This is a genomic window from Micromonospora sp. NPDC047812 (assembly GCF_040704175.1).
Classification (GTDB): domain Bacteria; phylum Actinomycetota; class Actinomycetes; order Mycobacteriales; family Micromonosporaceae; genus Micromonospora.
This window is the reverse complement of sequence record NZ_JBEYRY010000002.1, coordinates 639,308-664,417: the sequence shown is the minus strand read 5'-3', so window position 1 is coordinate 664,417 and position 25,110 is coordinate 639,308. Positions and strand designations below refer to the sequence as shown.

Below are 25,110 nucleotides of genomic sequence, written 5' to 3'. Positions count from 1 at the left end.
GTCCGATTCACAGAGATCGTCGGGCGTCACCCCTGCTGTCCCTGACCCTAGGAGCCAGTGAATGCGCATCAGCATGGCGACGAGCGTCGGTTGTGCCGGCCAGTCGAACGAGGACTTCGTCGGCGCTGCTCCCGGCGCTGCGGTGCTGCTAGACGGCGCCGGCATCCCGGGATCCAAGTCGATCTGCTCTCATGGTGTCGCCTGGTATACGCACCGTCTCGGCGGCGCACTGCTTGGCCGGCTGTCGCGTGACGACGGGCGAGGTCTCGCGGAGATCCTCGCCGCCACGATCGTCGAGATAGCCGCCCATCATCGCGGCACCTGCGATATCACGAACCCCAGCAGCCCACAGGCGACCGTGGTGATTGTCCGTGCCCACCGGGGCCGCCTGGACTATCTCTTGCTCGCGGACTCCTTTCTCGTCCTCGACCAGGTCAGCGGCGGCCTCCAGGTCATCACCGACGAACGTGAGGTCACCACCAGACGCGTCTGCTCAGTGCCATTAGATGGCGTTCCAAGGGGAACGCCGGAGTACGAGCGCATCCGAGACTCCTGCGTCGAAGCGTTGCGCGCTCGCCGGAACCAGCCGGGCGGCTACTGGATCGCCAAAGATGATCCCCACGCGGCGGAGGAAGCGGTAACAGGCAGCCGGCCCCTCCATGACCTGAACGGCGTCGTGCTACTCAGCAATGGCGCCAGCCGCATCGTCAGCCCATACGGCCTTACCGACTGGCCCGGACTACTGGAACTGCTCAACGCCAACGGGCCGGCCGACATCATCCGTCGCGTCCGGCAGGCCGAAGCCCTCGCCGCCGAAGGCCCCGATGCTCCGATCCCTGACGACGCCACCGTTGCGCACTGCACCGACCTACCGCGTTCCGAGATCGCGGTAGGTCGGTGCAGCGAGAACTAGCCCCTGATGCCCGCTAAATGACGACCAGGATGGAAAAGGCTCCCTGGTCGACGGCGCCTACATCTCCGGCATGGCTTGCCTCAGTACCAACTAGCGCGGAGGACTCAACGGCTGGGGCGGCACGTTCCGTCCGGACGAGATCACGACAGACCTTCGCAACGCAGTCCAGGGGCTGCAATCGGAGCTGCCCTACGACCGGGTGGGGACAGTCGCCGTCACCGGCATACGCAAGCTACTCGCCACGCAGGTATTGATGTCGTTGGCAGGCTGCGGACGCACCCAGGAACCGTCAACTCTCTAGCCGCTGACCGAGCGTGCCGGGTGCGTTACGAGAGTGCGTGCAACGAACAGTCGTTCCTTCCCAGGAGAGTGCGCGCACCCGACTCTGTCGGCCCCGCCTGAAAATGACCCCGTGGTTCCGGCTGACTCGACCGTCGCCAGCCTTCGGGGTGTCACTCGCGGGTCAGGCCCGGTGGCAGCGCGTCCTCGTCGGGTCGAACCCGGCGGGCGTTGGCCAGGGGATCTCGTTGGAGGGTGTTGATCAGCGCTTCCGAGCCCCCGACGCAGGTCCAGGTGTCGTCCCAGAGTGCGGAGACCAGCCATGATCGGTCTGCGGGAAACAACAGGTCGGGTAGCGATCCGCGGGGGTGGCGCATGTGACCACCGGTCCGCCAGGTGAGGGCCTGCTCGGGGCCGGCCTCGACCAGCACGTACGGCCAGTTCCAGTAGAGCGACACCCTGGGGGCGTGGGGGAAGACGACGTCGTGGGCGCCGGTGTCGAGGTAGGCCAGCCACCACGGCTGGTTGGGGGTGTGCGTGATGAGGTCTTCCACCAGGGTGTGCTCGTAGGCGGCGGCCGTGACGTCGTCGGCCTGGTACGTGGTGGCGTAGGCGTCGAAGACCGGCGGGATGGCGGTGGTGATCGAGACGCCGGCAGTGGTGTGACCAGCGATCCAGCCCACGTCGGCGGCGGCGCCGATGCGCCAACTCCGCCCGTCCTTGCTGACCTGCACACCGCTATTCAAGCCGCTGCGGTGATGGTTGGCGTGAAAATCGCGCCGGTCGCGGGGCGGTCGGCGGCCTCCGTCATGGTCAGTCACACCGAGCTCTTGCCCGCTCGATATGGGGCTGACGCTCCCGGACCTCGCACAGCGGGTCCGAGATTTCCGGGGGCGGGTGCGGCAGGCTGGGGTCGTCGTGCCCACTGGGCCGGGGGTGGGGATGGCCTCTGTGTGTTCCGCCGTTTCTGTGGCTGACCTTCGAGGTGCCATCCACTCCCGTCGTCGCGGGTGGACGGGTTGAACGGGCGCGGCCCTGGTGGCCGTAGTTCCTGATGCCCGGGAGCGGTGGGTATGGCTGCGTGTGTTTCGCCGAGATCGCTTGGCTGAGACGGTAGGAGATGCCACCCGCCGCTTCGTCGTCTGCGAGATTCGGTAGACCGCTGATGGAGACCCGCGACCTGCGTTCGCATCGTTAGAAGGTGCCGGCAACCCGAATCCACAGACGAGGACCATCCGAGAAAAGAGGGTTGCCGCCGAGCCGCGCCTACTGCCGGCCGGCGGGTCCTAAGCCCCGGGGAGCGCACATTATGACCTTCGATGATGTGCGCGGCGTGTGCTCTCCAGCGGATGCCAACCCGGGTGAACCGGTGCCACGCGGGTCACCGCGGCCGACCGCCGGTCGCAAACCGGGGTTCGTGTGCTCGGGGTGTGGTCCTGGGCTGGGAGAACAGGGTTCCGGGTGACGTGGGTGAACGTGGGCCACTCCCTGCCACCCCAGGTGAACCCCCAGGTCGCTAGACTAGGCCCTCGCGCCCTCGTAGCTCAGGGGATAGAGCATCGGTTTCCTAAACCGTGTGTCGCAGGTTCGAATCCTGCCGGGGGCACCTCGAAGATCAGCGATAACGCCATCTGGCCTGCGGGTACGCTCTCGCGTCGATGGCCTGCCTTGCGCAGTGGTATGCCGCCCGAAGCCGCCGCTTGTCGATGTCCACGGACTATTCACGGATTGATCTTGGCCCGTGATGCGAGGTGTTCGTGCAGCTCACAGTCTGTATGCGGCACCGCTACACCCGTTCCGCGGGCGTTGCGTCGCGTGCTGGCGGGGGATTGGGGCCTGTCCAGTCGGCGCTACGACTCGACGAGACGCGCCGTGGGTGCCTTCGGGGAGCGCGGACGGAGCTTCGCTGCTGCTAGGTGGCCTTGGATGTGTTCGACGAAGCTAGGGGCGCCACCGTTGCTGAGACACCCGAGTAACTCCTCAACGCTCAGTTGGGGCTTCCCAGTCGAGCGGCCGGTCTCGGCGCTCTGCCGTTTGATGATGTCCACAACCGCCGACGGAGCCAGGTCGTACTGCAAGCATAGAAATCGGTCGGGTGCCAGTACTTCGATATGCAGGGGACCTACGGCGGCCTGCGGGAAGTGTCTCAGGTTGTTCGTCACGATGACGTCCGCTCGGCCTGCGACGGCGGCAGCTAGAACGTGCCGGTCACCCATGTCGTTCGTCATGCCCTCGATGAGGGACTCGTAGCCCGTGACCAAGGGCGTCACTGAACGCTTCGTTCATGCACGCGAACATCGCGTCAAGTCGCTCGGGGTCAACGCTCGGGCGTAGCCGCAGGATCGTTCGCCGCGTCTCTGCGAGGATGTCCTGGCTCCAAAGCGGACGGTAGAAGTCCGCCTCTGCGACCCGTAGGAGAGTGTCGCGGAGCGCGTTTGGAACCAGGACGTTCGCATCGAGCAGGACAGAGAACGGCACCAAGTGAGCCTAAGTGCTAGGGGTGCCTCTTGGAAGCTTCGGCTTCACGTTCTGTTGTCGTTGCCTTCCTCAAGGTCGTTAGCTGGTAGGTCATAGAGCCCCATGTCAAGGCTCTCTACCGTCATGCGTTGAAGTAGCTGCCGCCGTTCCTGCCGTCGCTGCTCTTGGTACTTGAGTACATCGGCAAGCTTGATCCGGCGGTGGCTGTTGGGTCGCTCATGCGGAATCTTCCCCTCGTCGAGCAGCTTGGTGAGGGTCGGCCGCGACACCCCCAGCATGTCTGCGGCTTGCTGCGTGGTAAGTGTTGTGTGTTGCGGCGCGATCGTGACGGCGTAGCCGTTGGCCAGGGCTTCAAGTGCCTTGACCAAGATGTCGTGCAGGCCGTCGGGCAGGGGTTTAGAGCTGGAGCCGTCTGCGCTTACCAGGCGTGCTCTTGCCTCGGGCACATCGTGGCCACGGTCGCGTAGGACCTGAAGGAGGTCTACGACTTCCGCGCTGTTGGCGGCATCGGGCAGGATCGTCTGCTCGTCCATGACGCGGGCTGCGGCTGTCATGGCGTTAGCATGCGTCTAATTCGCAAGAAACGCAACGTGATCTAGGGTTGCTGCTCGTCATGTTGGATTACTGACAAAACGGACGATTCTTCACAGGCTGCAACTCGGGATCTTCGCTTTTCATACATCGACGGCGGACCTGAGCAACCTTCTGAGCTGCGCTCACGCCTTAGACTCGTTCGGCGGTAAGTCAGCCGTCTGTAGGCGTTGGAGTTGCGCGGCCCTCAGTACTCTCATAAGCAGGGCCCTGACTTACGATCTGGTCAGAGCCGCCTCAATCCGCTGGTTCACTGTCGCCTCCTGGCCGTCGATGCACTTGGCGTACACCTTGAGCAGGACGTCGACGGAGTGCCCGGCACGGGCGGCGACGTCGGTTGCCGGAACACCGGAGTTCAGCCACAGCGACACCGCCGCGTGCCGCAGGTCGTACGGTCGCCCGGCTAGCGGGGACGCCACCTGTGCTGGAGTGAGCGCCAGCTCCCGCGCTGCCTTCCACACCCGTGAGTATGTCGACGCGGCCACCACGTTGCCCTTGTCGCTGCGGAACAGCCGACCGTCATCGGCGACGTCGAACCGGTCGACGTGCCGCCGCAGGATGCCCACCAGCTCCGGCGGGATCGGCACGATTCGGGACTCCGCCGCCGCCCGGTGCTTCAATCCGCGCCGGTCGTGGACCTCGCCGCTGTCGGTCCACCGCTTGCCCGCCTGGGGCCGGTTGTCGACCAGCGAGAGCCGGCCCCACCCGGTTGCCGGAAGGTGGCAGTCATGCTTGCGCAGCGCCAGCGCCTCACTCGGGCGGAGCGCCGCGAAGTACAGGCACGCGAAGAACGCGACCAGGCGCTCACCGCGGCCGACCTGACCCCGCTCGCCGATGTACGGTACCTAGCCGCCGAAGGCTTCGGCCATCAGGGCAAGCCGGTCCTGCGACGCGCCTGAGTGGCGTGGGCTATGTACGCCGAGGCAGACAGGTAGGCCGTTCCGTTGGCCCCAGTCGCTGTCGCCCCAGAACCGATGGCTCGCGTTCAGTAGCTCCCGCGCAACGTTGTCCTGTCGGTGCTTGGCTCCGACGGCGGTGACGGCTGATGTCACGACATCATGAGCCTCGGGTGGGATACCGGAATCGCCTGCGGCGGGAAGAAGCAGGAGGAGACGTTCGGCCGGGCCGTGCTTCGAGTTTGGTTGCCTCGCAGTCTTGACCAGCTCCGACCAGGAGAGCGCCGGCCCCTGGAAACCACCTTCTAGGGCCGCAGCGGTGATCGCCGTGTCAGACCCGGCCGGCTGAACCAGGTAGTCCCACCCCGAATCGCCGTCGAAGTTGCGGAAGAGGATGTGCAGGCGGTGGCCTCGGGCCAGATCCAGGGAGATGACGGGCCAGTTGTCGTGCTGATGCATCTCCTCCGCGTAGACCTCGACATCCGCTGGGTCGGCGTCAAAGGCCACCGCAGCGGCCCAGGAGCCGCCCGGCGCGAGTAGGAAGGCTGGCCAGAACAAGGGGTCATCCAGCGACGGCGTGGCGTCTACAAGAACCGACGTGTCAACTGGCGGTTGGAAGCCATCGAGGTAGCCACGGAGAGGCATCCGGCCATCCTCGCAGACCGTGGTGGTCACGCTGATCCACGTCGTGACCTCGTCCGCGTCGCAGAGCTGCTGCATTCGCACGTGCCCCCTACGTGCCCGTCGCTGTGGGAAACCACGGGGAACCTCGTTCAACCATGGGCTGCATGACCAGGAACGCGACGCCTTGACCTTGAGTCATGCCCGCGCCCCAGCGAGTTCCCAAGCTGATGGCTCGCCCGTCACTTCGCGCTGCGGGTCACCCTGCGGGCGGCCTCCGGCCGTCCTCGGGCACCCGCAGCGCACGACATCGGGCTTGGAGGGATCCGGAGCGAGAACCGTGCCAACCACGTGCCATAGGCCGGTGCCGTAGACGGTCGCCAGCGGGCAGGTACGGGCACCGCGACACCGCCGACGACCAGGCACTCCGGGCAGATCAGGTCACTGGATCACGACCTTCCAAACTGACGCTCCCGAGCTCAAGATCAGGCCGTTTCCAGGCCGTCAGGCCGTTTCCAGGCCGTCAAACGCCGACCAAAGTTGACCAAGAACGACCATCGATGCCGGACATAGAAGCAGCTCAGAGCCTTGACCACAGCTCTGAGCTGATGGGCGACGGACGAGTCGACCTGTACGCCCGATACTGGTCACCCCTTGGTGCCTCGTAGCGTCGCTGTATGAGTGGAGTTTCGGCGGCGTGGGGGCTGCTGGCTGTTGTACTGGTGGGTGGGCTTGCCGCCGCCGGGGTGCTGTTGCGTCGTCGCAGGCACGCGGCTCAGCCGCAGGACCATGCGGAAGTGATGCGGGCAGCGCGGGTTGCTGCCCGCCAGATCTCGCGAGACCGGCGTCGAACCCAACGCGGCACGCTCCGTGGCAAGGGTGGCGGAGGCGACACCAGTCTTTCGCACGACGCCGCATACGGTAGCGACGGCGGGACGTCGAGCGGCATCTGACACCGAAGGCCAGTGATCTGGCGGGCCATCGACGGGTCATATGCCGGGGTAAATGCAGGCCAACCGAGGTCACCAGGGACCATGTCGACCTGGTGAAACGCCGTACGACGGCCGGATCTTGTGCGATTCCCAAGCTGACAGTTCACCGTATAGGGCGCATGCGGACCGCCCTGCGGGCGGCCTCCGGCCGTCCTCGGGCGTCCGCAGCGCCAACGGCTGCAGCTCGGCAGGGACGGCCCGAACCCACGGACTATCCATGGACTGATCTTGGAAGAGCTGTCCTGGGCTTTGCCCGCAGCAGCAGGTCATGCGCTCAGTGCGGCCGTTGGCTGTACTCCATTCCTAAATCGTGTGTCGCAGGTTCGAATCCTGCCGGGGGCACCTCGAAGATCAGACAGAACGCCATCTGAGCAGCGGATACGCTTTCGCCGTCTACCCCACTCGGCCGAGGCGGGCCGGTCGGAGGGTGCCCAACTGCTGCCGGCGGAGCCCGACGACGGCGAGTGCGGCAACCTCAGAGTCGCCTGCGAGCAGGCGGCCGAGGCGGCCTTGCCCGCCCGGGACGACGTCGGTCCGCGCGGGGATTGATCGGCGGTCCCAGTGATCCGTTCGGCGCGTCCATCAGCTGGGCACTCGCCCTGGCCGGCGCCGAGGGTTCCCGTGCGCGGCTCGGCCCTCACAGCCGCTGCAGGTGACCGACGTCCGTGACCTCGTCGCATTCCTTCTGCGGGTCGGTCCTGGGTCGTTCAACGTGATGCCGCCGCCGATGGCCTTCGACCAGATGCTCGACACCTGCCGTCGGGTCGGTGGTGGACGGCGAACGTCAGGTGGAGCGGGACGAGAACGTCGACGACCTCGGCGGGTTCATCGTGCAACCCCGCGACGAGAGTGAAGACGGTGTGTTCCGGCTCTCCGGCGATCGGGCATGGCTGGCGGGCTAACGGCCCCGGAGGAAAGCGGCCCGGGGAGCGGAGTGTTGGTCGGCCAGCGGCCGCATCACGGCGACGCCGTGCGCTTTGCGGACGAGCTGGTACGTCCTCCGCGCCCCGGGCGGATCACCGACGACCGGAAGGAGTGCGCCGGGCGGTGCCCGACGAACTCCTTCCAGCGATCGGCGAGCGATGGCTCAGCTGAAGGTGTAGCAGTACAGCTGCACGTTGGCGGTGTAGTAGTAGTCGCTGACCTTCGTGCTGCTGCTGTAGGTCGTGCGGCAGTCGAGGTACGTGTTGAAGCCGCCCATCTGGGCCTTCCACTTGGCGTCGTTCTCCGCCGACCAGATGGCGAGCGAGGCGGAGGATCCCGAGCCGTAACCCGTGTACCAGCCGACTGCGTTGGCTCCAGCGTCGGCGGACGCGGGGGCCGAACCCGCCAGCAGGGACACCGCGGTCGCGCCGGTGACGGCGGTGGCAGCGAGGACCTTTCGGATCGCGCGCATTGAAGCTCCGTTCTGTTCGAAGGGATGCCCCGAGCCTGCCACGAGAATCAATCACTGTCAATTAGTCACGCCTGCTGTCGGCCCTTGTCGAATCGTTGGCAGGGCGCGATGGTTGTTTCGAGGATGTCGTCTGCCGGATCGGTCCAGGTAGACGGCTTGAATGGGCGTTCCATGCCGCGATCCAGGCGGTTGCATCGGCTTTCAGGTCGGCGAGACTGTGGTAGGCCTACCGACGTGGTTTGCGGTAGGTTGGTTCGCGGAACCAGTTCGACCAGAGGGGCGCCACGACGAGTAGCTCAGAGTGAAGTCCAGGTGAAGCTGGCGTTCTCAATGAGCCCCTGTCGGGGCGGCGGGTGTCAAGTGGGTGGCATGGCTGCCAGGCGTGACACGTAGTTCCAGCTCGGTCGGGGCCTGGTCGGTCGATGGTGCACAGGAAGCCAGTAACCCCTGGTGGTGGCGTGTGCGAGGGGTCTGGCCGATGGGTCACGCCCAACGCGGCGAACAGGTTGTCGGTGCCGCGGCGGACGTAGTCGGTGGTCACTGCCCGTCGAATTGGGTCAACCCTCGAGGGTGTGACCACGGGGCGGCGATGGACGATTCGTAATTGGTCCTTCGACCTGGCGCACCATGCCGTTGTTGGCCGCGATCTGCTTCCTCTTGAGGTGGTGATGGCGATCGGTGTGGAGGCGAGTTTGCCGGGTCGCGGTCAAGCCGCCCGTGGGCGTGGACCCTTTGCAGATTGATTTGTCCTGCTCGTCTCAGGCGCCTTCCGTAGCAGCAGGTGAGCGGCCCGTACGAGGCGTGCTTCGTCCTGTATTCCTGACCGGGCTGGTTGTCGCAGGTTCGGATCCTCGCCGGGCGCAGGTAATTGGCCAAGGCGCGACAGCGCTCGCCTCGAAAGGCTGGTTGCCACGCGCGCCTGCACTCCGTCGTCGTACCCGAATCGCGGCCCCGCGCGGCGCGGGGATCGAATCGGGAACCGGACGATGACACACGTCGACGCGGCCCACCTGGTGCCGCCGCTGCTGGAGATCGACACCTGGCTGCGCGCGTACGACATCGGGGTGAGCCGGTGACGACGCGACCGGCGGACGCCACCGGGTGGGCGGCACGCCTCCCGTCCCTACGCGGCGGACGCCGCGGAAGGCGCCGCCGCGATCGACCGGTACGACCCGTGGAGATAGAGCAGCGGCGCCTTCGCCGGATTCAGCGTGCCGTAGGAGACCGCCTCCCCGATGACCACCGAGTGGTCGCCCTGGTCGGAGAGGTCGCGTACCCGGCAGTCGAAGTAGGCCAGTCCCTCGCTGAACACGAGGCAGCCGGTGGCCGGCGCCCGGTGGACCCGGACGCCGGCGAACGCGGCCGCGCCGGAGGGCCGCCGGGCGTCGGCGAACCAACGGGCGACGTCCCGTTGGTCCGCTGCCAGCACCGTGACCGCGAAGATGCCGGAGTCGCGGATCTGGGTGAGCAGTCGACTCCGGTGCTTCAGGCAGGTCAGGACCAGGGTGGGGTGCAGCGAGACGGTGGTGAACGAGTTGACCGTCATCGCCAGCGGGATGTCGTCGTGCACGCTGCTGACGATGCCGACGCCGGTGGCGAAGGCCCCGGCGGTACGGCGGAACTCCACTGCCCGGTCCTGGTTGGTCATGTCGTCAGTCCTGACCCCAGACCAGGCAGAACGGGTGTCCCACCGGGTCGGCGTAGACCCGGAAGCCCTGGTTGCGGCCCCCGCCGCCGCGCAGCAGGGTGGCGCCCAGCCGGAGCACCGCCTGCTCGGCCTCCTGGATGTCGTCCACCTCCACGTCGAGGTGGGCTTGCTGCGGGAAGGTCGGATCCGGCCACTGCGGCGGCTGGTAGTCGGCGACGCTCTGGAAGCAGAGGCGGGGGTGCCCGTCCGCGCCCTTCAACGTCACCCAGTACCCGTCGCTGTCCGCCCACTCCAGGCCGGTCAGCTCGACGTAGAACTCCGCCAACTTCTCGGCGTCCGGACAGTCCAGCACCACCGAGTGCAGTCGACCGATCATCCGACCTCTCCCGTCATCGTCGTGTGCGCGATGACCGGCGCCCCCGGCCACCGCGTCAGTGAAGGTACTCGCCGAAGGTGGTGAAGTAGTCGATGGCACGCACGGGTGGCCCGGTCTCGGTGCAGACCTGGAGCAGCACCACCCCGCGGTCGTCGCCGTCGCCCGGCCCGCCGCTGGCGACGACCACGCCGCCGTAGTCGGCCTTGACGATCCGGCCGGGCGTGCCGCCGTGCGCCCGGGTCGGCCGGGTGGCGGCCTTGACCCACAGCCGGAACCCGCGGTGCGTCGTCCACGCGTTCACGAACGGGTCCGACTGGCCACGCACCAGGTTGCAGATCGTGGTGGCGCTGTCCCGCCAGTCGATGCGGGTGTCCTCGACCCCGATCCGGTGGTAGAACGACGCCCCCTCGGGCGGCTGCGGCTCGCCCCGGTGCCCCTCGGCGACCCGGTCCAACGCCTCCAGCGTGACCGGCACGTACTCCGCGAGGAGCCGTTCCAGGATCTGGCCGGCGGTGTCGTGCGGGCCGATCTTCACGCGGGCCTGGGTGATGACCGGTCCGGTGTCCAGCTCCTCCGCCATGTAGTGCACGGTGAGGCCGGTCTCCTCCTCGCCGTTGCGGATCGCCCAGTTGACGGCGCCGAACCCGGCGTACGCGGGCAGCAGCGCGTCGTGCGTGTTGACCGCGCCGCGCTCCGGGATCCGCAGCACCTCCACCGGCACCCGGGTCCGCCAGTTGGTGGAGACGATGAGCTCCGGTGCGAGTTCGCGCAGCTGCTCGTGCAGGTCGGGCTCGCGGGCGGTGGCCGAATAGCGCACCGGCAGCCCCAGGTCGGCCGCGGCCAGCTCCACGTCCGGCTCGCCGAGGCCGCTGAACTCGGCCCGGTGGGTGAGCACGAGCAGCACCTCGTGGTGCGGCGCGATGCCCCGCAGCACGGTGGCGCCCAGCTCGCCGTACCCGAAGAAGACGATCCTCACGGCTTCGCCGTCCCGTTGGCCCGCCCGGCCCGGAAGCGGACGGTGTTGACCCGCAGCCAGCCGGAGGAGTCCCGCTGGTCGAACACGTCGTCGGCCTCGAAGGTGGCGAACGCGGTGTCGTAGCGGCTGTGCGGGGAGCGGCGGCCGATCACCTGGACCGTGCCCCGGTGCACCCGCAGGATCGCGTCGCCGGTGACGTCCTGCTGGCTGAAGTCGATGGCGGTCTGCAACATCAGCCGCTCGGGGGCGAACCACAGGCCCCGGTAGACCAGGGCGGTGTACTTCGGCATCAGCTCCTCCTTGAGCTGTGCCACCTCGGGGTCGAGCACCAGCGACTCCACGGCCCGGTGGGCGTGCCAGAGCAGGCTGCCCGACGGCGCCTCGTAGATGTTGCGGGTCTTCATGCCGAAGATCCGGTTCTCCACGATGTCCAGCCGGCCGATGCCGTGCCGGCGGCCGATCTCGTCGAGCGTCTCCAGCACGGCGCTGGCCGACAGCGGCGTCCCGTTGACGCCGACCGGGTTGCCGCCCTGGAAGTGGATCTCGACGGTCTCGGGCTCGTCCGGGGTGTCGGCGAGGTCGCGCACCCGGAACAGCAGGCCCTCCGGCGCCGGCTGCGCCGGGTCCTCCAGCGCCTCGCCCTCGTACGAGGTGTGCAGCAGGTTGCTGTCGATGGAGTACGGCCGCTCGCCGCTGCTGAGGTCCAGCTCGATGCCGTGCCTGCCGGCGTAGGCGAGCAGGTCGCTGCGGGAGGCCAGGTCCCACTCCCGCCACGGGCTGATCACCGTGAGGTCGGGGCGCAGCGCGGCGAAGGTCATCTCGAAGCGGATCTGGTCGTTGCCCTTGCCGGTGGCGCCGTGCGCCACGGCGTCGGCGCCGACCTCCTCGGCCACCCGCACCTGCGCCGCGGCGATCAGCGGCCGGCCGATGGAGGACCCCATCAGGTACTGCCCCTCGTACAGGGCGTTGGCCCGGTACATGGGGAAGGCGTAGTCGCGGGCGAACTCCTCGCGCAGGTCGACCACCCGCACCTCGTCGGCGCCGAGCTTCTCGGCCTTGCGGGCGGCGGTGTCCAGCTCCTCGCCCTGCCCCAGGTCGGCGATGAAGGCGGTCAGCCGGCAGCGGTAGCGCTCCTTGAGCCAGACCAGGGCCACCGACGTGTCGAGCCCGCCGGAGAAGGCGAGCACGATGTGCTGGGGGGCGATGTTGTTCCGAGCAGACATGATGGTCACACCTCTCCGGCGGGCACGGTCGCCCACAGCTGGTCCATGGTTTCGTGGGTGAAGTCGCGGGTCAGGTCGGTCGTCGAGGCGTACCCCATGTTGATGATCTTGCGACGGCCCTGACGGACCGGGGCGACCCGGTGCAGCGTGGTGTTGGTCCGCATCAGGTACAGGTCGCCGGGGAACAGCTCCATCGAGTAGATCGGGCGGCTGACCAGCGCCCGGTTGATCTCCGGACGCTCCTTGTTCCAGGTGGTGCCGGGCACGCACTGGACGAAGCCGCCGTGCTCCACCGGCGGGCACTCGACCACCCAGACCAGCGCGAAGGTGAAGTCGTCCCAGTGCCAGCCGTGGGTGTCGCCGTCCTTCTCCAGGCAGGTGATGACGAACTGCTCCGGCTCGTACGGGCAGGGGTGCACCGGCTCGCCGGCCACCTCCGACAACACCCGCAGGATCGGCTCCGCGGTGTAGATCGCGTTGATCACGGTGCCCAGTTCGGCGATCTCGGCCCGGGTCACGTTGCGCATCCGGCGCGGCGTGTAGTCGGTCTCGGCGAACCGCAGGTCCCGGCGCGTGCCGGCCTTGTCGATCAGCTCGTTGACCTCGTCGGCGACGGCCTTCTTGACGGTGTCGGGGGCGACGAAGGAGACCTTCGCGTGCCCCAGGTAGGAGAAGTCGCGGCGGGCCGTGGCGATGTCGTCCGGCGCCACGTCGCGCTCCACGTGCTCCCGCAGTTCCTGGTACAAGACTCTCGAGTCGAACACGGATCCTCCTTGGTTAACCTCGCGCCGCCGCGACGCGTGCGAAATCGATGACGGCCGCCGCCACCTGCGTCACGGCGGCGGAATGCAACACTCCGAAGTGGTCGGTGCCGATCCGCTGGGACCGGGCCGTCCCGACCCGCGCCGCCCACTGGGCGAGCTGCGCGTCGAGCAGGTCCGCGCCGATCACCAGCGCGGGAGTGTCGACCGGGCCGTCGTGGACGTACTCGGCGCTGGCCCGGAGGTGGCGCTCGTAGCCGCGCCACCGGTGCGTCAGCAGCGCCGTCGGCACGGGCTGCCCGACGGCGGCCAGGCAGGCCGCGAGCGTGCCGATGGCCAGCCGCCCGTCGAAGCCGGCCGGCTCCGGGTCACCCGTCACCCGGGGTCTCGGGGCGTCCGGCTCCAGGTCGAGGGCCCGGTGGATGTTCTCGGTGAAGGTGTCGAAGCGGTGCCGGACCTCGTCGGCCGGCAGCTCGTACCCGACCGGCGGGGCGGAGTCCAGCAGCACCAGCGCCGAGCGTCGCCCGACCTGGTCGGCGGCCATCTGGTAGGCGACCTGACCGCCGAAGGACCAGCCGCCGAGCAGGTCCGGGACCAGCCCCGCCGCGTCCAGGTCGGCCCGGTACCGGCGGGCCAGCGCCGCCACCGTCGGCAGCTCCGCGCTGTCGCGGGAGGCGGTCACCCGCCAGTGCTCCGGCAGCTCCGCCAAGAGGTCCCGGTAGTCCTGCGGGCTGCCCCCGGCGCCGTGCACGAGGTGCAGGTGCGGCCCCAGGCCCGCCCGCAACTCCACCAGCGTCGACTCCGTCGCCACCGGCTGCGACCCGTTGCCCAGCAGGTCGACCAACCGGCGGGGGGTCGGCTCGCCCAGCCACCGTACGACGTCCACCGCCGGTCGCCCGTCGGCCGTCAGCGCGTCCACGAGGCGGAGGGCGCTCAGCGAGTTGCCGCCGGCGGCGAAGAAGTCGACGTCCGCGCCGCCCGGCGGGCCGCCGAGCACGTCGGTCCAGGCGGCGACGACGTGCCGCCAGTCCGCCGACTCGGGCAGCGGGCCGGCCGCCCGGTCGCGGTCCACGGCGGCGGGGGCCGCGCGGCCGGCACGGGCGCGGGTGGCGACGTCGAACGAGCCGACCGTACGCTGCGGCTCGGCGCCGCCGTCGGCCAGCACCGCGTCCAGGTCGTGCAGCAGGGCCAGCACGCTGCTCTCCCGGTAGCGCCCGGTGTGGTACTCGATCTCGGCGAGGTAGCCGCCGTCGGCCTCCCAGACGGACATCGCCAGGTCGGCCCGGGCGGCCCGGTTCGGGCTGGGCAGCAGCGTCGCCGGGACCGGGCCGAGCCGCAGGTCGGTGCCGATCGGGCCGAGGTAGCTCAGCAGCAGCGGGGCGGGGTCGCCCAGGGCGGTCCGGGTCCGTTCCGGCAGCGCCCCGAACACCACCGGGTACGGCACCGCCTGGTGGGTCAGCATCTGCCACATCCCGTCCCGCGCGGCGCCCACCACCCCGGCGACGGTGTCCGCCCCGGTGACCGTGGCGCGGGCCACGCAGAGGTTGGCGGTGTACCCGAGCAGCGCCTGGTCGCGGGCGGTCATCCGGTTCGCGGTCACCACACCCACCGCCACGTCCGGCCCGGCACCGGCCCGGGCGAGCACGATCTGCGCCGCGCCGAGGATGATCGCGAAGGGGGTGGCGAAGGTGGCCTTCGCCAGGGCGGCGATCCCGGCGCCCGCCTCGGCGCTGAAGCCGTAGCGCAGGATCGCACCGGGCGCGCCGCTGGCCACCTCGCCCGGCAGGTCGGGCTCCAGGGAGACGGAGGCGGCGCCGGCGAGCGCGTCGCGCCAGTACGTCAGGCTCTTGTCCCACCGGCCGTCCGCGCGGGCCGCGGCCTGCTCCCGCGCGTACGTGCTGAACGGCACCGGGTCGGCCGGGAAGCTCACGGCACGTCCCTCCCGCGCGGCCGCGTACGCCTCGGACAACTCGCCGACGAGCAGCTGGACCGCCCAACCGTCCAGCACCACGTGGTGCACGGTCAGCAGCACCTCGTGCCGGTCACCGACCCGGACCAGGGTGATCCGGGCCAGCGGTGCCGCCTCCGGTTCCATCGGCCCGGCGTGCACCTCCTCGGCGACGAGCCGCAGCAGGGTGCCCGGGTCGGCCGGTCCCGGGTCGTCCACCTCCACCCGGTGCAGGCCCACGACGATCCGGGGCGCCACCACCAGCGTGACGGCGTCCGCCTGCCGTACGACCGAGGTCCGCAACGCCTCGTGCCGGTCGACCATCGCCTGCCACGCGACGGCCAGCGCCGCCTCGTCGAGCGGCTGGTCGACGGCGAGCCGCCAGGTGAGGTGGTAGACGGACCGGTTGCGGGCCCGCTGGTGCACCCACCACAGGGCCTCCTGCATCGGGGTGGCCGGGACCGGGCCCGGGGCGGCCCCGGCGGGCTGCTCAGCCACGGGTGGCGAGCAGCTCGGAGGTCAACCGCTTGCGGTCGACCTTGTCCACCTCGGTCAGCGGGATCTCCGCCCGGTAGTGGAACGCCCGTGGCCGCATGTACGGGGGCAGGTGTCCCACCAGCCGGGTGAGGTCGTCGTCGGCCAGCGACGCTCCGGTGTAGACGGCGTGCAGGTCCAGCTCCCCGTCGTCGCCGGCCACGGTGAGCACCACGGCCTCCACCACGTCCGCGTGGGCGCGCAGCGCGGCCTCGATCTCGGCCAGCTCGACGCGGTTGCCGCGCACCTTCACCTGGTGGTCGATCCGGCCCTGGTGCACCAGCTCGCCGAACTCCCGGCGGACCCGGTCGCCCGTGCGGTACCAGTGCTCGGCGGTCAACGGCCCGGTGCCGTCGTAGAGCCGGCCCCGGTCGCCGTCGAAGGAGACGAACCGGCCCGCGTTCTCCGTCGGGTCCAGGTAACCGGGGAAGCGCTGCTCACCGCGGACGCACAGCTCGCCGTCGTCGCACGGGCGCAGGTCCTCGTCGAGCAGCACGTAGTCGAGGTGCGGGTAGATGTCCCCGATCGGCACCGACCGGTTCGACGACTCGATCCGGGCGGCCGGATCGGCGGGCACCTCGTACGCGGTGACGATGACCGTGGTCTCGGTGGGGCCGTAACAGTTGATCACGGCGGTGTTCGGCGCGGCGGCCGTCCAGTCGTTCACCTGCTCGATGGTCAGCGGCTCCCCGCCGAAGGAACTCAGCCGCAGGGTCGGCATGCTCTCCGGCGCCAGCGCCCGCAGCCGCTTGGCGAACGAGATCAGCGACGGTACGGACAACCAGTGCGTGAGCCGCTTCGTGTTGATGAAGCGCACCGGCGTCAGCACGTCGCCGCGCTGCGCCACGCACAGCGTGGCCCCGGTGCCCCACGCGCCGAACATCGCCAGGATCGAGCCGTCGAAGCACATCTCGAAGGTCTGCGAGACCCGCGACTCGGGCCGGAACCGGTACCTCTTGATCACCTCGGTCAGGAACGAGTCGACGTTGGCGTGGGTCGCCGGCACCCCCTTGGGCTTCCCGGTGGTGCCGCTGGTGAAGATGATGTACGCGAAGTCGTCGCGGCCCCGCTCCACCTCCGGCGGGACCTCCGCCGCGTCGCCCGGGGCGAGGAACCGGCGCCAGCCCTCACCGGTCAGGTCGAGGACCCGGACGGTGGTCTGCGCGCGGAACTCGGCCAGCCCGTCGCCGGAGGTGTCGTCGACCATGACGAGGTCGAGCCCCGCCTCGTCGGAGATGGCGAGGTTGCGGGCCGCCGGGTTGGCGGGGTTGAGCGGCACCACCGTCGCGCCCAGCCGCAGGGCGGCCAGGTAGGCGACGTAGCCGACGAGGCTGCGGGAGGTGAGCAGCCCGACCCGTCGGGGTGGCCGTCCCGGCGCGCGCTGCATGGCGGCCGACAACCGCTCGGCCGCGGCCCGCAACTCGGCGTAGGTCAGTGCGTCCGAGGCGACCTCGATCGCCACGTTGTCCGGGTGCAGCCGGGCTGACGTACGGAACCAGTCGTAGAGGGTACGGGTCTGCATCGCACATCCTTCACAAGGTCTGCCGGTGCGGGCGTTCCGCCGCCGGCGCTGGGGTGGTCGACCGGTCTCGTTCCAGGTGCCGCAGGTGGTCGAATGTGGTCCGCACCAGCGCGGACCGGGGGCGCCCCCGGCGGGCCGACTCCACCGCGAAGCGCAGGGCCCGGGGCAGGTCCGCCCAGGCCCGCGCCGCCTCGTCGTCGCCGAGGTGGCGGTACCGGAACGTCCGGTGCTGCGCGACGGCCCACAGGTCGTCCAGGTGCGCCCCGGCGGCCTGCGGGTGCGCGACGACGTGGTCGCAGAGGAACTCCAGGGCCGCGTCCTCGCCGAGCAGCCAGTCACCGGGCAGCTCCGGCTCGGTCCCGGCGCTGCCCGTACGGACCAGCCAGTGCGGGTGCCCGCCGGCCGGCGGGGGCGTCCAGAAGCCGAAGGCCAGCGCGTTGCGTCGGTCCTGTTCCGGGCGCCACGCCAGCGGCGGGGTCATCGCGGCGAGCAGCCCGGCGGTGCCGAGCCAGCCGGCGTACGGCTCCTGCTCGCCGGCGGGCAGCAGCCCGCTGAACCCGTCGACGACGTGCCAGTCGTCGCCGCGCCGGCCGTCGACCAGCAGCCAGTGCGGCGCGTGCGCGGTGCCGTCGGTCGAGGGGGACCAGGGCAGCGCCGCGTTGTCGGTGACCACCAGCACCCGGCCGTGGCGGCGCAGTTCCGCGTCGACGGAGTCGACGACGCCGTCGGCGGGGGCGGTGGCCCACGCCAGCCGGGTGCCGTCCGGCAGCCGGTCGAGCGGCACCCGGTGGTGGGAGAAGGCGAGCTGCCGCTCCGGCAGGTCCGTGCGCACCGCGACGCGTACCGAGTCGGCGAACCGGTTCGGGGTGTCGGCGAACTCGCCGGCCTGGTAGCCGGCCAGGTTGGCGGTGTAGCAGCTCAGCCCGGCGAAGCGGGGGTCCGGGGCGGTCATCGCGTACCCACCCCGTGCGCCACGCTCGCCGGGACGCGGCTGTGCCCGCGCAGGCTCACCCACCGCAGGTCGGCCCACCGGCCCGTCCGCCGCCCCGACGGCACTGGAATGGCCCAGGGCCGGCCGCCGAGGCCCGCGCCGGTCGCCTTCACGCACGCCTCCTGCACCGTCCAGATCCAGGCGAACTCGCGTACCCGGGCCGGCCCGGGCAGCCGGTCCAGGGCGGCGCGGACCGTCGGGGCGCAGCAGCGGCGCAGCAGCGCCCGCGCGGCCAGCCGTTCGGCGCGCGGCCCGGCGGGGAGGTCACCGACGGTCGCCAGGTCCGTCGGGGCCGGCGGAAGGTGGGCGAGGAGCCGCTGCTCGGCCACGGCCACCCGCACCCGGGCGCCCAGCCGCAGCCGGACGATGCCACGGTGGCGGCCCGTCGGGTCCCGGCGTGGCCGCGCCCGGCGGGCCAGCGCCGCCCGCTGCCGGGCCGTCACCACGGTCGGCTCCCGAGCAGGTCGGGCACGTGCTCGGCGATCCCGGCGAGCATCGCGCCGGTGGCGCCGCCGGCCGTGGCGAACATGCCGGCCGCGGCCCGCAGCTGCGCCAGCCCGCCCTCGGCGTACGCCTCCGCGCCGAGCAGGGCGGCGCACTCGCCGAGCACCACGTCCAGGCCCTGCGCCACCGAGACCTTCAGCAGCATGCTGGTCACCAGGGGCTCGGTGCTCACCCGGTGGGCGTCGCAGGCCGCCTGGATCCGCCAGGCCTCCACCACGCACCGGGCGAACCGCTCCCGGATCGCCGGGTTGTCCCAGGCCCGGCCGCCGCTGAGGGGACGGTCGACCAGCCGGCGGTGGGTGTCGGCGAGCACCCGCCGGCACATCGCGGCGGCCCACACGCCGCCCGCGAAGCGTTCCGTGGCGATGTGCCGGGCGAAGCTGACCATCCCCCGGCCGGGCCGGCCGACCAGGTACGACCGGTCCAGGCACACCTGGTCGAAGTGCAGGTCGCCCAGGGCGGCGCCGGAGAGCGGGGTGCCCCGGGTCGCGGACACCCGGACGCCGGGGGCGTCCGTGGGCACCAGCACCCACACGAAGCTGGTGAAGTGCCGCTGCGGGCGGTGCCGGGCCAGCACGAGCGCGTGCCCGGCGGTGCGGGCGTTGGTGATCCACCGCTTCCCGCCGTCGAGCACCAGCGACCGGTCGTCGAGGCGTACGGTCGTGCCGAGCTCCATCAGGTCGGAGCCGGCGCCGTCGCGGTCCGTCGCGGCCAGCGCGAGCGTCGCGCGACCGGCGACCGCGTCGAGGTACGCGGCCCGCACCGGCCCGTCCTCCGGCGCCGCGTCGACCTGTTCGCGCAGGACGGGCAGGGCGCTGGCGACCTGGACGCAGACCGACAGCACCACCCCGACCGGGCAGTGCGCGTCGAGGGTGCCGAGCAGCCCCGGCAGGTCGGCCGGCCCGAGGTCGCGCAGCAGGCCGTGCTCGCCGAGCGCCCGCCACACCGCGCGGGCGTCCCCGGGCGTCGCCAGCCCGCGCAGCGCCGCCCCGGTACGCGCGGCCACGTCGCCGCCGGGGTCGGGTGCCGCCGGGCCGGGCCCGGTGCGGGCCGTCGCCGGTGCCGTCCGCAGCTCAGGCAAGGTGCACCTGCCGGTCGCGCAGCGTCAGCGCCCCGTTGACCAGCAGCAGCCGGTCGTTGGCGTAGTTCAGCGAGGCCGAGCGGAGGTCCCGGAAGACCCGCTCCAGGTACAGCGGCGACGACCTGAGGTAGCCGTGCCGGAGACCGACCAGCTCCACCATCTCGTCGGCGGCGGCGAAGCACTGCTCGGCGGCGTGCACCTTCAGGGAGTTGACCAGCAGCTGGGTCGACGGGTCGGCCACGTCGGGGGTGCCCTCCACGGCGGCGACGGTGTGCCGCAGCAGGGCGTTGACCAGGTCGAGCCGGCCCCGGACCCGGGCCAGCCGGGTCAGCAGCAGCTCCGACGACGGATCGAACTGGCCCCGGCCGGCGTCGCGGATGTGGTGCAGGATCCGCGACAGCGCGCCGGTCGCCGCGCCGAGCCACGCCGCCGACCAGCCGATGTGCGCCAGCGGGCCGAAGGTGGGGGCGACGATCTCGCGGAACTTCCCGGGGGCGCCGATCACCTGGTCGGCCGGCACCCGCCCGGTCAGCCGCATCGGCACGCTCTGGGTGGCCCGCATGCCGAGCGGCTGCCAACCGCCGCGCACCTCCAGCGTGAGCTGGTCGCGGCGGGCGTACACCAGGGAGACCTGGCTCGGCGAGGTGGCGTCCGGCGCCAGCGTGGTGATGAGGTACGCGTCGGCGTGCCGGCCGCCGGTCACGATGGGGGCGTCCCGGTCGATGGTCAGCGTCCCGGCGTCCTGCCGGACCGTCGACTCCGAGCTGAGCAGGTGCCCGCCCTTGCCGCGCTCCGTGGTGACCGAGGCGAGGTAGACGTCGCCCTTGCCGAGCTCCGGCAGGAGCCGCGCGGCGAGCGGGCCGTCGGCGTGCCGGACCACCGCCACGACCTGCTGGCAGTGCATCGCGAAGATCAACGCGACGGACATGTCCACCCGGGCCAGCCGCAGCGTCACGTCGACGAGGTCGCCGAGCCCGCCGCCACCGCCGCCGTGCTCCGCCGGCACGAGCAGACCGAGCAGGCCCGTCGCCCGCATCGCGTCCAGCGCCGCCGTGGGGAACTCCGCCGTCTCGTCGGCGTGCTCCGCGTGCGCGGCGGCGGCGGCCAGCACCTCCTCCAGCGCGCCCTCGTGGCGGGTCGCGGTGCTCACGCCGCCCGTCCCCGCAGCGACTCGATGGTGCTCCACAGGCTGCCCGCGGTGGCGAAGGTGCTGTCGGTCAGCAGCTCGTCGGGCATGGACACGCCGTAGGTGTCCTCGATGGTGAACAGCAGCTCGATCGCGCGCATCGAGTCCAGGCCCAGTTCGTTGAGCGAGGCCTCGGCGGTGATGGGCTGCGTCCCCGCGTACTTGAGGAACGGCTTGAGCAGGTCCGGAAAAGCGGCGTCCATTGTCAGATCAACCCCTGTCGCTGCCGATGACGGTGTGCCGGGTGAGCTCCAGCCGGGTCACGCCGGTGATCCGGCCCCCGGCGACGGTGACCTCGACCGGCATGGGATGCGCGAGGAAGGCCACCAGGCTGGCGTAGAGGCCGTACGCGCCCACGTTGGGCACGGCGACCAGCTGGCCTGGGACCAGTGGCGGGAGAGCGGCGGCGCGGGCCCACGTGTCCAGCGGCGTGCACAGCGGCCCGGTGACGATGGTCCCGGGCACCGGCGCGCCGGCCGCCGCGTCCACGGTGACCAGGTCCGGCACGATCGGCGGCAGCCTGCGCAGCCCGGACATCCCGCCGAGGTGGTGGATGCCCGACTCCAGCACCACCACGGTGGCGCCCTGCGACCGCTTCACGTCCAGGACCCGGGTGACCAGCGTGCCGCAGGTGCCGACCAGGTACCGGCCGGACTCGAAGGCGACCCCCGGCCCGCGCTCCGGCCAGCCCGGGAAGGCGTCGCCCAGCAACGCCGTCAGCCGGTCCGCCAGCTTCGGCAGCTCCGGCCGGTCGCCGGCCCGCGCGAAGGGTGCCCCGAAGCCGCCGCCCAGGTCGATCAGCTCCGGCTGCGTCCCGGTCGCCGCGGCCAGCCGCCGCACGGTGTCGACGGACTGGGTGAACTGGGCGAGCAGGGCGTCCTCGCCGTCGACGTTGCTGCCCATGTAGAGGTGGAACCCGACCGGGGTCACGTTCCGGCGCGGCCCGAACAGGTCGGGCCGGTCCAGCACCCAGCGCACGTCCGCGCCGAACTGCGAGGCGACGCCGGTCATGGTGAGCCTCTGCCCGGGGGCCGGGGTGTCGTCGTTGATCCGCACCAGCGCGCGTACCTCGACGCCGTGCTGGCGGGCCACCCGGTCGAGCTGGTCCAGCCCGTACGGCGAGTCGACGGAGAAGAGCCCGACGCCGGCCCGTACGGCCTCGACCAGGTCGACGTCCCGCTTGCCCGGGCCGGTGTAGAGGACCTCGGCCGGATCGCAGCCGGCCGCCAGCGCGACGCGCAGCTCGCCGGGGGAGCAGACCTCGGCCCGGCACCCGGCGGCGGTCAGGTCGGCGACGACCGTCGGGTGCGGGTTGGCCTTGAGCGAGTAGAACAGCTCGGCGGGCGCGGGCAGGGCGGCGCGCAGCGCCGCGTACGAGCGGGCCAGCTCGTCCAGGTCGTAGAGGTACGCCGGGGTCTGCGGCGCGTCCGGCCGGTCGAAGAGTCCCGCGAGCTCAGACACGGGCGCGCTCCGTCCACATCCGGTACAGCTCCGCCCGGTCGACCTTGCCGTTGCGGGTCAGCGGGATCTCCGGCACGACCAGGCAGGTCCGGGGCGTCTTGATCTCGTCGAGTTCGGTGCGCAGCGCGGCGAGCACCTCCGGCGCGGTCAGCTCGGTCACCGCGAACAGGGTGGCCGAGTCGCCGCCGTCCTCGGCGCGGGGCGGCAGCACGGCGGCGGCCTGCACCTGCGGTATCCGGTACGCCGCCGCCTCGACCTCGGTGACGCTGACGCGGATGCCGTGTTCCTTGTAGATGTCGTCGCGCCGGCCGACGAAGTAGAGGTAGCCGTCAGCGTCGAGCCAGCCGTGGTCGCCCGTGCGCAGCTGGGGGAAGAGCCCCTCGACGCGGGGGAAGCGCTGCGCGGTCAGTTCCGGGCGACGCCAGTAGCCGGCCATCACGTGCGGGCCCCGGACCACGATCTCGCCGACGGTGCCGGGCGGCACCGGCGCGCCGTCCGCGTCCACGATCAGGATCTCGGTGCCCGGCAGGGCCCGCCCGGAGGCGCCGGGCCGGCGCAGGTCCTCGTCGACCGGCATGATCGCGGCACGCTTGCACTCGGTGAGCCCGAACATCAGCTGTACGCGCAGGGTGGGGATCCGGGCGCGCAGGTCGCGCAGGACCTCGGGCGGCATCGCCGCGCCGGTGTTGGTGAGCAGGCGCAGCGCGGGCGTGGCCGTGCCCGGGCGGGACAGCATCCGGGCCAGGCCACGGGCGAGCGCGGGCACCGCGGGCAGCACGGTCGCGGCGCTGTTCACCAGGTGCCGGGGCAGCGTCGGGCCGGTGTCGGCGGGGGAGGCCAGGTGCAGCCGGGCGCCGGCCAGCGTGCTGAGGAAGATCTGGTACATGCCGTAGTCGAAGGAGAGCGGCAGGGCGCACCACACGACGTCGTCGGCCCGGTAGGCGAGCTGGGAGGCGATGGCGCCGACGGCGAAGACCACCTGCGCGTGGGTGGACACCACCGCCTTCGGCATGCCGGTGCTGCCGGAGGTGTAGATGAGGCAGACCGGGTCGACGGCCAGCGGGGCCGCCGCCGGCTCGGCGTCCGGGCCGTCCCGTACGACGCCGCGCAGCTCCGCCGTGCCGACGGTCGGCACCCCGTGATCGGCGGCCACGGCCAGCGCCCGGGGGCTGTCGGTGACGAGCAGCGCCGGCTCCGCGTCGGTCAGCACGTGCGCCAGGGCGATCGCGGGGGACTGGTCGTTGACCACGCTGAACACGGCGCCCGCCCGGGAGCAGGCGTACAGCAGGGCGGGCAGCAGCGGGTCGGTGGGCAGGCAGACGACCACCCGCTCGCCCCGGCGGACACCCCGCCCGGCCAGCCAGCCGGCGAGCCGCCGGCTGGCGGCGTCCAGCTCGCCGTAGCTCTGGACCAGGTCCCCGTGCGCGATCGCCGGCGCGTCCGGGCGGGCGGTCGCGGTGCGGTCCAGCAGGTCGTGCAGCAGCCCGCTCACCGGCCCGACACCCCCTGCGTCGCCGGCCGGGCCCGCTCGAACACGGCGCCCAGCGAGTCGAGGTCGTGCAGGGCCGGGCCGGTAAGGTCGTCCGGGTCCAGCTCCACCCCCAGCCGGGCCTCCGCCCGCTCGATCACCTCGACCAGCCGGAACGAGTTGAAGCCCGACAGCGTCCGCAGGGGACGCCCGTCGACCGGCACCTCCGGGCCGACGCCGAGCACGGCGCGCACCTCGTCGGCCAGCACCGCGCGGATCCGGCCCGGGTCGGCGGCCGGCCCGTCCTGCGGCGGCGGCACCGGCCCGGCGTCGGCGAGGCGCCCGGCGAGCGCCACGTCGTCGCGCAGCAGGCCGGCGAGCTGGTCGAGGACGGGGGCGGGGAAGACGCCGCCCCGGCGGACCCGGCGCATCGCCACGTAGCTCTGACCGGCGAGGGCGAGCCAGGCGTCGGCGCGTTCGGTGGCCTCCCGCGCCGCGTCGGCGGTGTCCGGGGCGCCGGCCAGCCAGGCGGCGTGCAGGGCCCGGGAGCGGCCGAGCAGCCACACGTCGAGCACCAGCTGGGCCGCCGCCGCCGCCTCGCCCGCCCGCCGCCGGACCGCCGCCAGGTAGTCCTCGATCCGGTCGGCCTGGGCACGCAGCGCGGCGGCGTTGTCGCGCAGGACCGCCGCCCGGTCGAGCACCGGGGCACCCTCGGCGACGACGGTCATCGCGGTCGCGCGGGGCACCGCCGCGTCGAAGTCGGCGGCCGACATCCGCCACGTCCCCGGTCGCGCGTCGCCCCACTGGGTGGAGTTGTGGTAGCCGTCGACCACGACGCAGTGCTCGCCGGCCTCGACCAGCAGGAAGCTGTGCTCCATGTGCTGGTGGCCGGCGTAGGGCAGCCAGCTCATGGTGAACGTGTCGGCGACCACGTAGAGCGGCGAGTGCTCCGCGAGCAGCTCGCGCAGCCGCGCGCCGGGCACGTCGTCCCAGCGCCGGGCGACCCGCAGGCCGAGCAGGTCGGCCGCCTCGGCCAGCCGCTGGTCCACCGACGCGGTCACCGCCGGCGTCCCGGCGGGCCCCTCGGCGGCGTGGAAGCGCAGGGTGGCGCCGAGCGCCAGGTGCGCGCCGGGCCGGTAGGCCCGGTCGGCCAGCGCGGCCAGGTTCACCTGGACGCAGTCCAGCAGGTCGGCGCGGAGACCGGTCAGCACCGGCGTCCACTCCCGGCTGCGCGTCGGCACCGCAGGCACAGCGACCATGTCACG

At 71.6% G+C, this 25,110-nt stretch carries 23 protein-coding genes and 1 tRNA gene; 3 read left to right on the top strand and 21 right to left on the bottom strand.

The annotated features are described in order from the left end of the window. Positions 1 to 61 precede the first annotated feature (61 nt). Entirely contained in the window at positions 62 to 913 is an 852-nt protein-coding gene (locus tag AB0883_RS10770; RefSeq protein ID WP_366641012.1) for a hypothetical protein, read from the top strand. A 452-nt stretch (positions 914 to 1,365) separates the two neighbouring features. On the opposite strand, the gene AB0883_RS10765 is transcribed toward AB0883_RS10770, so the two are convergent. Further along, positions 1,366 to 1,926 (bottom strand): hypothetical protein, encoded by a 561-nt coding sequence (locus AB0883_RS10765; RefSeq protein ID WP_366641011.1) that lies wholly within the window; start codon positions 1,924 to 1,926, stop codon positions 1,366 to 1,368. Between the two features lie 799 nt (positions 1,927 to 2,725). Here AB0883_RS10765 and AB0883_RS10760 point away from each other — a divergent pair. Next, positions 2,726 to 2,798: transfer RNA gene (locus AB0883_RS10760), tRNA-Arg, on the top strand. A 244-nt stretch (positions 2,799 to 3,042) separates the two neighbouring features. On the opposite strand, the gene AB0883_RS10755 is transcribed toward AB0883_RS10760, so the two are convergent. The 4 genes from AB0883_RS10755 to AB0883_RS10740 all read right to left on the bottom strand — a co-directional run bounded on the left by AB0883_RS10755 (position 3,043) and on the right by AB0883_RS10740 (position 5,883). Beyond that, a complete protein-coding gene (locus tag AB0883_RS10755) occupies positions 3,043 to 3,462 on the bottom strand; it encodes a hypothetical protein (protein ID WP_366641010.1) in 420 nt (139 codons plus the stop codon). Between the two features lie 252 nt (positions 3,463 to 3,714). Continuing rightward, positions 3,715 to 4,224: a helix-turn-helix domain-containing protein gene (locus tag AB0883_RS10750; RefSeq protein ID WP_366641009.1), complete on the bottom strand. Its 510-nt coding sequence runs from the start codon at positions 4,222 to 4,224 to the stop codon at positions 3,715 to 3,717. 252 nt (positions 4,225 to 4,476) lie between these two features. Further along, positions 4,477 to 5,061 carry a tyrosine-type recombinase/integrase gene (locus AB0883_RS10745; protein ID WP_366641703.1) on the bottom strand — a complete coding sequence of 195 codons (585 nt, stop codon included), beginning with the start codon at positions 5,059 to 5,061 and terminating at the stop codon, positions 4,477 to 4,479. A gap of 45 nt (positions 5,062 to 5,106) precedes the next feature. After that, positions 5,107 to 5,883, bottom strand: coding sequence for a hypothetical protein (locus AB0883_RS10740; protein WP_366641008.1), 777 nt, complete (start codon positions 5,881 to 5,883; stop codon positions 5,107 to 5,109). A 1,654-nt stretch (positions 5,884 to 7,537) separates the two neighbouring features. Here AB0883_RS10740 and AB0883_RS10735 point away from each other — a divergent pair. Beyond that, positions 7,538 to 7,672: a hypothetical protein gene (locus tag AB0883_RS10735; RefSeq protein WP_366641007.1), complete on the top strand. Its 135-nt coding sequence runs from the start codon at positions 7,538 to 7,540 to the stop codon at positions 7,670 to 7,672. Positions 7,673 to 7,857: 185 nt separating this feature from the next. On the opposite strand, the gene AB0883_RS10730 is transcribed toward AB0883_RS10735, so the two are convergent. The 16 genes from AB0883_RS10730 to AB0883_RS10655 form a co-directional block, all read right to left on the bottom strand. Continuing rightward, entirely contained in the window at positions 7,858 to 8,166 is a 309-nt protein-coding gene (locus AB0883_RS10730; protein WP_366641006.1) for a hypothetical protein, read from the bottom strand. A gap of 1,123 nt (positions 8,167 to 9,289) precedes the next feature. Further along, entirely contained in the window at positions 9,290 to 9,814 is a 525-nt protein-coding gene (locus AB0883_RS10725) for a flavin reductase family protein (protein ID WP_366641005.1), read from the bottom strand. A 4-nt stretch (positions 9,815 to 9,818) separates the two neighbouring features. Then, positions 9,819 to 10,190: a VOC family protein gene (locus AB0883_RS10720; RefSeq protein WP_121396787.1), complete on the bottom strand. Its 372-nt coding sequence runs from the start codon at positions 10,188 to 10,190 to the stop codon at positions 9,819 to 9,821. A 55-nt stretch (positions 10,191 to 10,245) separates the two neighbouring features. Further along, positions 10,246 to 11,166 carry a methionyl-tRNA formyltransferase gene (locus AB0883_RS10715; RefSeq protein ID WP_366641004.1) on the bottom strand — a complete coding sequence of 307 codons (921 nt, stop codon included), beginning with the start codon at positions 11,164 to 11,166 and terminating at the stop codon, positions 10,246 to 10,248. Next, positions 11,163 to 12,389 carry an argininosuccinate synthase gene (locus AB0883_RS10710; protein ID WP_366641003.1) on the bottom strand — a complete coding sequence of 409 codons (1,227 nt, stop codon included), beginning with the start codon at positions 12,387 to 12,389 and terminating at the stop codon, positions 11,163 to 11,165. The genes AB0883_RS10715 and AB0883_RS10710 overlap by 4 nt, the downstream gene beginning before the upstream one ends. Positions 12,390 to 12,394: 5 nt before the next feature. Then, a complete protein-coding gene (locus AB0883_RS10705) occupies positions 12,395 to 13,153 on the bottom strand; it encodes a hypothetical protein (RefSeq protein WP_366641002.1) in 759 nt (252 codons plus the stop codon). Between the two features lie 13 nt (positions 13,154 to 13,166). Further along, on the bottom strand, positions 13,167 to 15,596 hold the full coding sequence (locus AB0883_RS10700; RefSeq protein ID WP_366641001.1) for a condensation domain-containing protein: 2,430 nt from the start codon (positions 15,594 to 15,596) through the stop codon (positions 13,167 to 13,169). Next, entirely contained in the window at positions 15,589 to 17,154 is a 1,566-nt protein-coding gene (locus AB0883_RS10695) for an amino acid adenylation domain-containing protein (RefSeq protein ID WP_366641000.1), read from the bottom strand. The genes AB0883_RS10700 and AB0883_RS10695 overlap by 8 nt, the downstream gene beginning before the upstream one ends. A 10-nt stretch (positions 17,155 to 17,164) precedes the next feature. Then, on the bottom strand, positions 17,165 to 18,106 hold the full coding sequence (locus tag AB0883_RS10690) for a hypothetical protein (protein ID WP_366640999.1): 942 nt from the start codon (positions 18,104 to 18,106) through the stop codon (positions 17,165 to 17,167). Further along, positions 18,103 to 18,591: a 4'-phosphopantetheinyl transferase superfamily protein gene (locus AB0883_RS10685; protein WP_366640998.1), complete on the bottom strand. Its 489-nt coding sequence runs from the start codon at positions 18,589 to 18,591 to the stop codon at positions 18,103 to 18,105. The genes AB0883_RS10690 and AB0883_RS10685 overlap by 4 nt, the downstream gene beginning before the upstream one ends. Further along, positions 18,585 to 19,721: an acyl-CoA dehydrogenase family protein gene (locus AB0883_RS10680; RefSeq protein ID WP_366641702.1), complete on the bottom strand. Its 1,137-nt coding sequence runs from the start codon at positions 19,719 to 19,721 to the stop codon at positions 18,585 to 18,587. The genes AB0883_RS10685 and AB0883_RS10680 overlap by 7 nt, the downstream gene beginning before the upstream one ends. A gap of 1 nt (position 19,722) precedes the next feature. Further along, complete coding sequence (locus AB0883_RS10675) at positions 19,723 to 20,880, bottom strand: acyl-CoA dehydrogenase family protein (protein WP_366640997.1); 1,158 nt, start codon at positions 20,878 to 20,880, stop codon at positions 19,723 to 19,725. Then, on the bottom strand, positions 20,877 to 21,119 hold the full coding sequence (locus AB0883_RS10670; RefSeq protein WP_091623462.1) for a phosphopantetheine-binding protein: 243 nt from the start codon (positions 21,117 to 21,119) through the stop codon (positions 20,877 to 20,879). Before AB0883_RS10670 ends, AB0883_RS10675 begins: the two co-directional genes overlap by 4 nt. Positions 21,120 to 21,126: 7 nt before the next feature. Next, entirely contained in the window at positions 21,127 to 22,377 is a 1,251-nt protein-coding gene (locus AB0883_RS10665; protein ID WP_366640996.1) for a type III PLP-dependent enzyme, read from the bottom strand. Beyond that, on the bottom strand, positions 22,370 to 23,869 hold the full coding sequence (locus tag AB0883_RS10660) for a class I adenylate-forming enzyme family protein (protein WP_366640995.1): 1,500 nt from the start codon (positions 23,867 to 23,869) through the stop codon (positions 22,370 to 22,372). The genes AB0883_RS10665 and AB0883_RS10660 overlap by 8 nt, the downstream gene beginning before the upstream one ends. Beyond that, entirely contained in the window at positions 23,866 to 25,104 is a 1,239-nt protein-coding gene (locus AB0883_RS10655) for an acyl carrier protein (protein ID WP_366640994.1), read from the bottom strand. Before AB0883_RS10655 ends, AB0883_RS10660 begins: the two co-directional genes overlap by 4 nt. Positions 25,105 to 25,110 lie beyond the last annotated feature (6 nt).